Source organism: Neptunomonas japonica DSM 18939, from assembly GCF_000422765.1.
GTDB lineage: Bacteria > Pseudomonadota > Gammaproteobacteria > Pseudomonadales > Balneatricaceae > Neptunomonas > Neptunomonas japonica.
Window position 1 is genome coordinate 14,733 of record NZ_AUGR01000013.1, and the last position, 12,448, is coordinate 27,180.

General features: G+C 37.9%; 11 protein-coding genes. 8 read left to right on the forward strand and 3 right to left on the reverse strand.

Going from position 1 to position 12,448, the window contains the following annotated elements; translation table 11 throughout:
• Positions 1 to 613: 613 nt before the first annotated feature.
• From G511_RS0108790 to G511_RS0108805, 4 genes are all read left to right on the forward strand, one after another.
• Positions 614 to 1,576 (forward strand): Abi family protein, encoded by a 963-nt coding sequence (locus tag G511_RS0108790; protein WP_028469308.1) that lies wholly within the window; start codon positions 614 to 616, stop codon positions 1,574 to 1,576.
• Between the two features lie 355 nt (positions 1,577 to 1,931).
• Complete coding sequence (locus tag G511_RS0108795) at positions 1,932 to 3,134, forward strand: hypothetical protein (RefSeq protein ID WP_028469309.1); 1,203 nt, start codon at positions 1,932 to 1,934, stop codon at positions 3,132 to 3,134.
• A complete protein-coding gene (locus G511_RS0108800; RefSeq protein WP_028469310.1) occupies positions 3,131 to 3,574 on the forward strand; it encodes a three component ABC system middle component in 444 nt (147 codons plus the stop codon). The genes G511_RS0108795 and G511_RS0108800 overlap by 4 nt, the downstream gene beginning before the upstream one ends.
• Positions 3,571 to 5,391 (forward strand): DUF3732 domain-containing protein, encoded by a 1,821-nt coding sequence (locus G511_RS0108805; protein ID WP_036551735.1) that lies wholly within the window; start codon positions 3,571 to 3,573, stop codon positions 5,389 to 5,391. Before G511_RS0108800 ends, G511_RS0108805 begins: the two co-directional genes overlap by 4 nt.
• A gap of 375 nt (positions 5,392 to 5,766) precedes the next feature.
• Here the strand turns inward: G511_RS0108805 and G511_RS22290 are convergent, their stop codons facing one another.
• Together G511_RS22290 and csrA are read right to left on the reverse strand one after the other, a co-directional pair.
• Positions 5,767 to 8,661 carry a UvrD-helicase domain-containing protein gene (locus G511_RS22290; protein ID WP_156905185.1) on the reverse strand — a complete coding sequence of 965 codons (2,895 nt, stop codon included), beginning with the start codon at positions 8,659 to 8,661 and terminating at the stop codon, positions 5,767 to 5,769.
• A 121-nt stretch (positions 8,662 to 8,782) separates the two neighbouring features.
• Entirely contained in the window at positions 8,783 to 9,034 is a 252-nt protein-coding gene (gene csrA / locus G511_RS24820; protein ID WP_051221766.1) for a carbon storage regulator CsrA, read from the reverse strand.
• 440 nt (positions 9,035 to 9,474) lie between these two features.
• Here csrA and G511_RS24510 point away from each other — a divergent pair, with 440 nt between their 5' ends.
• Positions 9,475 to 10,665: an HNH endonuclease gene (locus tag G511_RS24510; RefSeq protein ID WP_169565746.1), complete on the forward strand. Its 1,191-nt coding sequence runs from the start codon at positions 9,475 to 9,477 to the stop codon at positions 10,663 to 10,665.
• Between the two features lie 67 nt (positions 10,666 to 10,732).
• Here G511_RS24510 and G511_RS24935 read toward each other — a convergent pair whose 3' ends face one another.
• Positions 10,733 to 10,975, reverse strand: coding sequence for a helix-turn-helix domain-containing protein (locus tag G511_RS24935; protein WP_036551737.1), 243 nt, complete (start codon positions 10,973 to 10,975; stop codon positions 10,733 to 10,735).
• Positions 10,976 to 11,043: 68 nt separating this feature from the next.
• On the opposite strand from G511_RS24935, the gene G511_RS0108835 reads away from it, so the two are divergent.
• Genes G511_RS0108835 through G511_RS0108845 form a run of 3 tightly spaced genes read left to right on the forward strand, consistent with a single transcriptional unit; the run spans position 11,044 to position 12,410 of the window.
• A complete protein-coding gene (locus G511_RS0108835) occupies positions 11,044 to 11,694 on the forward strand; it encodes an NIF family HAD-type phosphatase (RefSeq protein ID WP_156905186.1) in 651 nt (216 codons plus the stop codon).
• A gap of 9 nt (positions 11,695 to 11,703) precedes the next feature.
• Positions 11,704 to 12,030 carry an MbcA/ParS/Xre antitoxin family protein gene (locus tag G511_RS22305; protein WP_036551739.1) on the forward strand — a complete coding sequence of 109 codons (327 nt, stop codon included), beginning with the start codon at positions 11,704 to 11,706 and terminating at the stop codon, positions 12,028 to 12,030.
• Positions 12,027 to 12,410 (forward strand): antitoxin VbhA family protein, encoded by a 384-nt coding sequence (locus tag G511_RS0108845; protein WP_028469314.1) that lies wholly within the window; start codon positions 12,027 to 12,029, stop codon positions 12,408 to 12,410. The genes G511_RS22305 and G511_RS0108845 overlap by 4 nt, the downstream gene beginning before the upstream one ends.
• The last annotated feature ends 38 nt before the right edge of the window (positions 12,411 to 12,448 follow it).

Here is a 12,448-nt window from a genome sequence, read left to right on the forward strand (position 1 = left end):
GAAGTTATTAAGTTGCTAAGCACGTTGATTTCAAAAAAAGATGGCATCCCATATGCTGTCTACTTGGATAATAATAGTCAGAGTTTGCTAGATGACTTATGAATAAGACCGTCTTTTTGACATTTAGTCTAGCTGATTAGGATTTCACTCCTAGCAGAACGAAAAATCACTTGTTCTAAAACGAGAAAAGCCACCCGAAGGTGGCTTCCTGAAACTATTACGTCTTGTTTATCACCAATAAATGTAGCCAACTGGGAGGGAACGCAAAACGTGTATATGAGGTAATTATCTAGTAGGTGTTAGTGGTTGTCAAGACATGCCTAGGCTAGATTGGTTGAAAATAGCTTATTATCTACAACAGAAAAAAATATCTGCTTAAGAACGAGAAAAGCCACCCGAAGGTGGCTTCCTGAAACTATTACGTCATGTTTATCACCAATAAATGTAACCAATTGGGAGGGAACGCAAAACGTGTATATGCTGATTAGTATCTAGTAATACTTAGCGGTTGTCAAGATAGTAAAGGCAGCGCATGATACTTCTTAGGTAGTTAATTTAAGGAGTTATATAGGATATTATCACGGTATATTGTATTACATGGACTGTCGACATAATGGAAACGTTTATTTCTAATTCTAGGTTAAGAACCTATGAAAGAATACTATCTTTATCCACTGCTGATAAACAGCTGAAAGCATACTACTGGAACAAACGATTGTGTGCAGCTCTCTATCCTGCTATGCAGGCCTTGGAGATTACTCTAAGAAACGCCCTTAACGAATCAGTAAAAAGCAATGGGGCAGGTACATATAAAGGAAATGATTGGTGGTTTGAACATATAGCGATCAAAGTTCAGGACAAGAAAATAAAGAACATGAGCGCTTATAGCAAGACAAAATGGCTTAAACCAGATGGAAACAGGAAAAAACAAGGGTATCAGGAAGCTGCAATTAAGAAGGCTATTAATGATCTAACAAAGGAAGGTCGAGTACCAGTTTTTCATGATGATGTTCTAAGTAGACCTACTTTTGGTTATTGGTTGGCATTTATTCATAAAGACTACGAAGATGTAACAAATAAAAATCTTCTTTGGCCAAACTTACTTACTTCTGTTTTTCCCAACTGTCCAGGAAAGGTAAGTCTTGATAAAGTTTCAGAAAGGCTAGGGTGGATCAAGGATCTCCGCAATCGTATGTCACACCACGAACCCGTTTGGAAATTTTACAGCAATAAACCAAACGGGTCACCCGATTACTCAAAGCCTATTTATGGTCTAAATGCATCTATAACCATTCTTGCAAAGCAATACAATGAAATTCTAGAAACAATAAGTTGGATGTCTCAAGGAAGGTACGAAAGTTTTCTAGACGCAGGTCTAGATATAGAATTTCGAAAACTGTGCTCAATAAATGGTTTTAATGCACTTGTTAAGCCTCATTTGGTGAAGCCTGTTGTTGCAAGATCTAGAGCTAAGCGCGAAGCACGGAAAATTTTAGAAGACTCTAGAAATGGTATAGTAACCCGCATAACTAGGGCTGGAAAAACCTATGCGATTATTGGAGTTCATGGATATTAACTTGCGGAGTAACATTCCTAATGTTTTCGTTGGGTCAATGTATTTATTTGCAATTAAGCCCTTACAGGCGGCTTACTCTTACTATAAGAGACTAGTGGGGTCGGTGTAAGGGTTTTGGACAGGCCCTCCAAATAACAGTTTGAGTATTAGAGAATGTATTTTAAAGTGTTGGAGAAAAACAAGGCGAAATTTTAATAGAAGATTATATCAGGAAAGCCTCTTCTCTGATGATCTGAACCTTTATTATAATACGAAGGAAAGGGGCATATAACAACACCACGGATTTGGATGTTAAGGCTCTTTTACAAGGACATCCAGACCGTATGCTTTAATAGAGAAGGTAATTGAGACTCGTATGTCAAAGGGATTTTTTGAGAAAGTTGCGGCCGACAAAACACAGCTAGGGTTTGACTACCAAGACTTTGTTTGTCTCGAGTACCTAATCGATCTGAAACCAGGTGAAACAGTTGGTCTTGAAGTGTTTGATGATGTTCATCATGAAAGAGTTTGTGGTGGCAATGCCCTTATTCAAGTAAAGCATTCCGTTAATGGTGGTAGTACTCTTACAAACAGAGATATAGATCTTTGGAAAACACTACATAACTGGAGTAAGGCTTTAGAGGAGCTCGGTCCAAGTGGTATTGAATTTATCTTCTTTACTAACAAAAAGAAAACAAAACAGAGTGGGATTATTCAAATATTGGATGCTAAGCAGCCGAATATACCTGATTTAGTTAGGTTTATTTCTGAAACTAAAGCAGGTATTAACCTGAAGGAGAATGAAAAGAAGGCTGGTGAGGCAGAAAATCCAATAAAAAAATATGTAGATTATATTGATGGTTTGAATGAAATAAGCAAGAAAAATTTATTCAGTAAGATTAATATTATTTTCTCGACTGAGGATATTATTTCTCGTTTGGCCCAGAAAATACAGTTCTTTTCTATTAGGAAGGATCAGACATTAAATGTCGTATATCTCCTCATTGGTGCCTTTAAAGAGCAAAAATATAAATTAATAAAATCTAATAAGAAAGTTTCAATAGACTACGCTACATTCAGAAAACTATTTCAATTTGATCGAATCATACAAATATCGCAAGATAGAAAGATAGATTTTAGTCGATATCATCAATTCAAAAATGTAAATAACATTGATCCCAAAGATGGTTTGTTTGCAAAACAGCTTTCTGATATTGATATTTCGCTAGAAGATATAACTGAACACGCAATTGAATATGCTGCGACCAATATGTATATACAAAAACTAATTATTGACGGTCAGTTTAGTGAGTCTGAGAATGAATCTATTAATGAAGAGGTTTTTTATGGGTGGAAATCTTTGCATGACACACTGTATGACCAAGGTGGAATAGATGGCACTAAGGAACATAATCGCGTTGCAAGAAGGTGCTTTCGTAGTATTGGAGATACACCTGTAGTTGTTGCAAATTCGTCACTGTCTCGAGCAATGGTAGTAGGAAAAGGAGTTGAATTGTCCGATATGTGCCGTATCGGATGGAGGAAAGACTGGGAATATATATATGGAAATAAAAAATGATCGGGATTCTGAATAATGAAGCACTAGGTTTGATCGCAATACAGTCTGTCTTGGCAGTAAAACCACGCCTTAATATTGCAAATTCTTACATAATAGCCCCTCTTCTGTTTGACAAAAAAATACGCGGGTATCTCAAGCGTAAAACTACAAATGTTCTATCTGCTCAAGAAATAGTGACAGCACGGAATGACTACTTTATTGGATTTAATGAGAAATTTATTGACTCATTGATAGTTAGTACAAATGCTATCGCAATGGGTTTAGAGCTTAAGTTATTCGACTTGGAAGGCCGTTATTTGATTGAAGTGGTGCCACCTTCTATAGAAAAAGGGGAGGCTGGGCGCAAAGTTAATGACATTCTCCTAGCTTCTGAAAATGTTTCAAAGATGTTATCCGAACCACCAGTATCACTTTATGCGTTATTGAGGATAGAAGTATGACTGTGCAGATTAAAAATATATTGATTTGGCAGAAAAGTGGTGTTCTTCGAAACTTGGAGTTAAAACGTAACTCTGTAAACGTCATCACTGGGGGATCTGGAAAGGGAAAATCATCTATTCTTCATATCATTGATTACTGTTTGCTCTCGTCTACAGCAAATGGAATATCAAAGGCAAATATTGATGATAAATCCAGTTGGTACGGACTAAGGTTATATACTAGTAAAGGCCTAGTTACTATTGCTCGCACTGCTTATCATGTTGGAGAGATGGATACAGTTTATTTTTCTGATAACGGTGAAATTCCTGACTTCCCTATACAGAATCTGAAGGTCGCGAGCTTAAAAAAGGTTTTAGATAAGGAATTTGGTTTAGATAGTGACCTTAGAATTCCGTATGGTGGTAAAACTATAGCGGCTGGTTCAAGAGTTTCTTTCAGGCATTTTTTAAGCTTCTGCTATCAAGACCAAAACGCCATAGTTGCTCCAGATTATTTATATAATAAGCCTAGTGATCTAAAAGTTACTGAGAGAATTGAACGTACGTTTAGAATGGCTTTGGGCATCGTTGACGTTAAAGGTGCAATTGTAAGCGAAAGGCTCGCTAAGTTGAGATTGGAGCACCTAAGCATGAAGCGTCGTTCAGAGGTTATCGGAAAGAAACGGCTAGAGTTTGAAGAAGATGTTTTTCTTCTTGAAGAAGAAGCTATTTCTTTGGGGCTTTTAGAAAAAACTAATAATGATATCCTGTTAACGTTAGAAGCTTTAGGAAGAATTGCGAACTCTCCAATTGATCAATTTGATAATATAGGTGAGAAAGTCAAAGCGCTTGAATCAAGGGAGTTTGAAATCACCAGAAAGCTACGACGATTCAAAAATTTTAATGAGGGCTATAAAAAATATCAATCTGTTCTCAAAGAAAGTGATGATTCAATTCGCCCTGTGTCATACCTAGTTGATAAGTATAGAGAAATTTTGCCAGGGACTAAAACTAGTGAAGTTCTACAAGCATTAGAGAATGAATTAGCTTTAGCGAAGGAAAGTTGGAAGAAACGTTACGATTCTTTATTGTATGTTGATATTTCTGATCAAACTAAGACTCTGAAAGCAGAACTCAATGACCTTTCCATTAAGCTCAGAGAGCTTAGAGGGTTATCTGCACGTTTATCTTCACCTAAAGAAATATATCGTTACCAAGGTAAGCTAGAAGTTAAAGTTGAGCTTTATTCGGATAAGGCTACCCCACTAGATTATACCGATAAGCTGTCTGAAATAGATGCTAAAATTGCTCAACTAGATGGTGTTGTTCAAGACATAGAGTCGAAACGAGAGTTTGCGATAGGAAGGCTCAACGACAAAGTCAATGAGCACTTAAGCCGACTAAAACTAAAAGGTTATGAAGCAAGTCAGGCCGTTTTCTTAGAGAGTGAAAAAGCTATAAACCTGATCCTTGATAATGGGCTCTCAGTAGAGAAGATGATTGATATTGGTAGTGCTTCTAATTATTTATATATACATTTATCTTACTTCATGGCATTACATGAAGTCGCACGTGAGAAGAAAGTTTCTTGGATGCCTCATTTTTTAGTTTTTGATCAAGTTAGTACACCTTATACACTTGAAATCCCTGATGACATATCCAGCCTTGACCTAGCTCTTCAAGAGTTAAATATATTTGTAGAGAGCATGAAAGAAAAAGGCGGTATTCAGGTTATCCTCATGGAGCATATTTCCGAATCTCATTGGAAGAATCTAAAACTTGATAATTTTAAATTAGTAGATAAAGAGCTTATCGATGAGTATGGACTTATAAATTAGCTAGGAATGAGATTTCACTTGTCGCTTCCTAGCTAATTTTTGAAGTTGAGAATTTGGTAGTAACTTTGCAGACGAATCTGCTGGAAATTATTGTAGTAGTTACAAAGTTAATTTTGTTTTTTAATTCTTTGGAAATACTAAATTTTCAGATTCGGCCATTAATATTTTCTGTTGAATAGGGCAGAGGTATATTCAAATATATTTCCAGAATATATAAGTTATTGGTCAACGTAATTTATTACAACACTCTTGGTAGGCCTGTAAGAGAATTCTTCCATGAGGGTTTGGTAATAATTCAACGAGTCGCCTGACTATGTGCCATTTAAGCTTAGGCTGCGGTTTCTTAACTCCTTAACTCCTTAACTCCTTAACTCCTTAACTCCTTAACTTTGAGGGGGAAGAAATAATCTTTTCTTTGTGGCCACAGCTAGGGCCTTTAGATCTATAGCTGCTACATCCCCAGAATTTACCATAACGCCCGTCCCGACTCTTTAAATCACCATGACATTCAGGACATGTTGGTATCCACCCGTCACAATTATCACTTGAACAGACTCTATATCTACCTGACTGCTTCATGTTGCTGTTACACTGTGGGCAAGTGCTTTCTTTATGAGCACAAAGAGGGTAATTGGTGCACGCTAAAAATGAACCATACTGTCCTTTTTTCTTCACCAGTATTCCTGATACACAAGATGGACATTCATATTCGGAAACCGCTAACTGAGATACTTCAGTGTCGAATTCATTGAGTTCAATATCGTAGTTATCTTTTAACAGCTCTTTTACGAAGTCGGACTTTTTGTTTATGTCTGTGAGCAGGTAGCATCGATGCTTAGCACGCGTCATTGCTACATAGAACAAACGCCTTTCTTCGGCATCTGGATATGGTTCGGCTTTAGGTAACAACAAATCTAATAGCGGATCTGTAATTTTACGTGAAGGAAATCCATTTTTACTGTTATCTAATCCCAGGATGACGACGTAATCAGCTTCCTTTCCTTTTGACGCGTGGAATGAATGTTGTTCGATTTTAAGCGTAGGAACTGAACGCTTTAACTGCGCCAGTTCGTTAGATTCTAAAAGCCTGAAGTGATATCTAGCCAACAGGTATACAGTATCACCTTGCTTAGATATTACTGCTAGTTTCTGAAGTATTTCTAAAGTGTGCTTGAATACTTCTTTATTTGAAATAGGCTTCATGACCAAAGAAACAGCAGGCTCCTGCACAAATGTATGTGTCGTGATTCGTTTCTTTACCTGCGATGGGTTCTTCATGACAAACTGCGAAGCCACATCATTAATGCTGTTGTTAAATCTGAATGTTTTATCTAATGATGTTATTTGTGTAGGACCAAACAATGACTCAAAGCCTGTTGTAAGGCCTACATCACTGCCAGTAAAACGATAAATGGCTTGCCAATCATCTCCTACACAGAAGATGGAAGAGTTCTTTCTGGAGTCTCTTAATGCTTTGACCAATCGTGCACGAGGTTCGGAAATATCCTGAAACTCATCAACCAAAATATAAGACCATGATGAATTGAATGACCCATCGTCAATATATCCAATGGCCTTAGCAATCATATCCTCAAAATCGATTTCGTTATTTGACTTCAGTAAGGCTTCATAACGCTCAATAATTGGCCTTAGTAAATCCATGGCTGCTTTCAACTGGCCTGCTCTTTCTGAATAGCCCTCTAACCGCTCTAACTCACCTGGAGCATAACAATTTGCGCGATATCGTTTTAAAAGACTGGATAGCAGAACGGAAAAATGAGTGATTGCCCCGAACTCACGCAATGTATGTAAAACAGCATCAGCGGGTAAAGGCTTGAACTGAACACCCGCGCTCGCTAACTTTGATTCTAGGCTAGATAACAAACACCTTTCGCGTTGTTCATAGTGGTAAGTCTCAACGAGACGGGTTGAGTGTTCGCTATGCAGTTGTCGTTTCCACTGTATTCCTGCGTTATAGCTTTCTTTATCTATATATGGAGCCGTGTTTCCATTTCTATCTATACCGAAGTGCTCAATATAAATACCAAACTCTGTTAGATAAAAATCAGGTTGATACTGCCTGAAGTCAGGCGTTCTGGTGTTACTTTCAAGATAAGATGGCTCGTATTTGTACTCAATCCCCATCGCAAACAACCAATTGGCAATGAGACACTCTTCAAAGCTCTTAACATTTTCGCCTTTTAGCGTTCTTATTTCATTTTCTCGGATGTATTCGTAGTACTCACCCTGGTTTTTAAAGTCGAAGGGGTTGGCCTCAGGAAAAAGGTAGTTTTCAAAATATTTAAGAGTTATTTCTTTGTATCCTGGCACTTCCAGTAAATCTGAAAACCATTGGTTTACATGGCTATTCAGAAGTTTTTCATCCGTAGCTAAAGGCGAAATAGACGGTTTCTCACCTTCTACACTGGAAATTATCTTTTGACCTAATATATGAAATGTCCATGCACTTACTGCGGTAGTCCCCAGCTTCTCAGTGACACGGTCACGCATTTCCTGGGCAGCTTTATTACCAAAAGCTAACATCAATATTTCTTGCCCAAGCGCCTGCTTACTCTCTAATAAGTAAGCAACTCTACCGACCATCGTGCTTGTTTTGCCTGTCCCTGCGCCTGCTAAAACAAGGTTGTTGTCTTCATCGATGATACAGGCTTCACGTTGCCGCTCTGTTAACGGATTTGATTCAATATTGTCGAATAGTTTTTGATAGCAATGTTTCTGCTCAAAGACATACTTCGACCTCATTCCCTGAATCATAGAGGTATCTAGTTCAGCCCAACGCGTAAGTTCATAAAAAATCTCTTTGATAGCGCTAGGCAGAATTACCTCGTCAGAGGGCATTTGTATCGTCCCCAACGCCTTAGTGATGAATCGACTAATAGTGATACAGTGACTACTTCTTAGGTAGCCTATTTTTTGAAGATGGCTAGATATTTTGGCGAGTGCCTTCGCAGCTTGGGCGGAATGATAAGTGTAATATTTTTCAGTAAATAACGTCGACAAAGTTAATGCGTCGGATTGATTTAGCCATCCGACAGAGATTGCCTTTCCACTCCATTCAAATCCAACCTTGTCAAAAAATAGACTCGGGGATAGTTTGCAGGCACTGCTTACGTCTTTCCAGTCAAGTACGGTTTGCTTTTGATCGGTACTGATCAATATGACGCCTGTGTCTTCTAGGCGTATTTCTTCAAATCGATTACCGAAGTACTTTCCTAACCAATGAGATTTATAAGACAGTTTTTCTACCACTGATCAGTTCCCTTGACGTGTATAAACAATGCAGTATCAATATTTACTCTGATACATTAAGAGCATACGTATACTTTGATTCAGATAATGGTGTGAATCAAAGGAAGTACTTAATGTTTGATTATCTATGTAACTTATTGGATAACAATCTTAATACAGTTTTTGTGGCTCTACATTCCCTAGCATCATCAAACTTATCACTGTCTAGAGTATGCCCATGTATACGTTGATAAAGCTCTTCACGATGAACGGGTATGTCTTTAGGTGCTTCAGTACCAAGGCGCACCTCTTTGCCTGCTATTGCTAAAATTGTGACGGTGACATCATCACCGACCATCAAAGAACCTCCATTTTCTAGCGTGAAAATCAGCATTTCTCAACATTCTTGTTTGTAGAGTCCTTATATCCATAAATCAATATAAACTTAGCCCGCATGCCATATCAAACCATAACAGATAAATTAATAAATCTCTTATTCTGTGTGTATAAACAGTATATGGTTTTTGCATGCCAACTTTCATTCCATTAAAAGCTCAAGCGGGTATCGCAGGGTTTGAACGCACTGATCTATCGTTAACCTAGGAGCAGATTTTAATCCATCACCCGTCCGCAACCTATCTATGTATTCTCTATCCTTTAAATAACCTAACTAAAGTATAGAGTTTTATCAAAAGTCTAGTTTAATATAATACGCTGCTTCGAAAACAGCCTATATTCGACGCCTTTCAAGAATATCATGGTAGGTGTTTTCTTAAGATACTTCATTAATATGAATAACAGATAAAATAAATCATTGTTTAGGTAGAGCCTCTGATGGGATACCCCTTTGACTGCAACCCCTTTGATACCCATTTGCACTCTCTCCAACGGGTATTACTACTTAAAAGAACAGTGGCTAATTCTGTCGATCTTTTAAAAAATAGTCTAGCTCGCCCTCTACTAGTAGCAGAGTTAAAACAGCTAAGTGACATTGAAGCTAAACTAATAAAAAAGCTACATTTGGAGCCTAGGTCTTTTGACTTCTTTGGCACGGGTTTTGATCTTGAGTGGCAGGCATTCCTGAAAGAATTTCCTCAACCTCCTGAACCTTCGTTGTGTCTTCATAATTTGAGTGAGCCGAGATCCAAGTATCACTCTAATGGCTCACTTCATATAGTAGTGCAATGCCTAGAGTGTGGTAATTCATTGAAAACACTTAAACGGTCAGATTATCCAAATTGGAAACAATGCAGTGAATTTGATTATGAGTTGCGATTCAAAGATCCGATTGCAAAGGAATATAGATATTGGCGGGAAATAAAGAGCGAGCATTATCAAATGCTTATGGAAAAGTATCCAAAATTTACACCCACAGGACAAGCGGTACTTGAGCTCATTAAAGATCAACATAAACATGCAAAGGAAAAGCTTCTTCAAGACTTTCCAGAGCCCATCCACCGTGATAACTGTGATCACAGTAGTACAGACGTTACTATTCGGCTCCTTTCTTCAGGAAAGCAGGTTGTTCAACAGTGTCTTAGTTGTGGTCATCATCTTAAGGCTATTTCCAAAAACAAAACAGAAGATATAGGCTGTCTTCCCCTTTTTGATGAGGAAATTGAAAAGCTTAGAGAGCCCGAGTTAGCTCTATGGCAATCGAGAGTTAGAAGTTTGGATAAATACTGGGGTGGTCTTTATCGTAACGCCTGCAACGAAAACAGCCAGCCTGTTCGAACATTTGAGCAATACTATTCATCTGAGGAGTGGTCGCGAACACGACAGCGTATTTTTTATAGGGATGATTGCATATGCCAAGCCTGCAGATCAAAAGCAGAAATCGTCCACCACATAGTGTACGACCGTCTTGGTAGAGAGAATGATCTAGACTTAATTTCTCTATGCAGTGATTGTCATGACCAGCTTCACACTATGCAGAATGCGGTCTCTAAAGCTTTATATAATATAGCCTATCGTTTAACCCCGAATGACATCAGGAGGCAAATCTGGTTGAAGCCTGATGATTAAAATTGGAAATTTTTTGAGACAAAGCTTTTCAATCGGATTCGTTATAAAATATTTAGCTTATAGAAGTCTATTCTTCGGTATTTTCTAAAATCTGAATTCCATCAATTGGCTCAAGTTTGAGCGCCTTACAGTATTGATAATATTCAAGAGCGCTGAGCTTCCTCGATCTTGTTTCAATTTTAACGATCACTGAGTGTCGTTCATTGAGTAACTCTGCTAGGTCGCGCACAGTTAATCCTTGCCTCTTACGAGCAGAAATCAGCCATTTAACTAAGGCTCTATATTTGGGGTGATGAACACTTTTAATCATTGAGTTTTTATATGGGGACGTGATACCGTGGTTCGAAATTGGAACCACGATATTTACTGAGGTGTTAAGTGTATATCTGCACAAAAACTAATAAACCAATGGAGTTAACAGAGAAAAAAAGCTTAATTGTTGACCTAAGTAGCTTGAAAGATGACTTCAGTGAAGCAGGCCCGTTGGTTTGTATTAGTTTAGAAGGAACACTTTTTCGTAAAATAAGGCCATCAAATATCTCTTCAACTCCAAAGCAATGGCTTGATGGTGCTATCGAAATAACTTATTCGCAAGCTGATCAAGTAGAAAAAAATATTCTAATTCAACGGCCTGGGGCTGCTGACCTGCTCGTTGAGTTGAGTAAACATGTTAGTTTGATGGTTTACTCGTCACAGACCTCCGAGTTTATTGACGAGGCATTGTTGCAACTATCGATAGTCCAGGGTGATCCAGATAACTGTACTGATTTGGAATATGCTAGAGCAGAGGCATATTACAATCTTGACGTATGGTCTAGAGATCAGTGTATTGAGGCGAAGGAGGGATATAGGAAGTCGCTTGGTACACTCTCAGAATTTTTTGATAGCGGAATCAATGATATTTGGCTTATTGATCATAAGCCTGAGCAGGTCGACTTTTCTAATCATGTTATTTGTGTTTCTGAGTTCTTTGGAGACCCTGATGATCGGGAGCTTTACAAGCTCATCGATAAAATGTTCATTAATTAGCTGTCTGTTATGACTATGTTTGAGTTGAGCAACATTGCAGAACAAGACCTTATTACAGCAAGAAAAATCGTATCACGTATTCTGCAAAATCACTGGAGTCTTTCAGAAAGACAGATTGAAGATCTCTTTTTTTTTGAAGAAGAAGTGATTGTTATCTCAAGGGTTTTTAATATATATAGGGCATTAAGAGAATTATTTCAGAATGAGCAACAAGCTGACAGTTGGATTCATAAATCCAATAAGGCTTTTGGCGGAATTATCGCTCTGGAAATTATGATTAGCGATTCGAATGGCCTGAAGAAAGTGCAAGATTACGTTTGTAGTCAACTTGTATGAAAATTTCTGTATATATTTATTTGGCTCCTCATTCTGAGCCACTGGTGAGAGATATCGACGTTCTTGTTCAGATGAAATGGCTAGATCTTGATAATTACTGGCTTCAGTTCATTTCTAGTGAAATCCATATCTATATGCCAAATGGAAATCAGTATATTCGTTTGTGTGATTTAGAGTGTTTTTGCTCTCAAAATAAAATCAAGCTCGATATTTTAAAAGGGCTAGATGCACAAAAGTCTCGAGCGTTTGCTATCGCTAATTGTCGTCTTTCAGGTTTGAATCTAAGCGCTCTAACGTTAGAGCTTCTCGATAGAGTGAAAGTGGGTGAGCTATCAACTAATGAAGCGATCAATATATTGTTATCAAAATCGAAACAGTGAAATGGCTTAGCCTGTTTCTTGTATTACGGGTTAGTCTA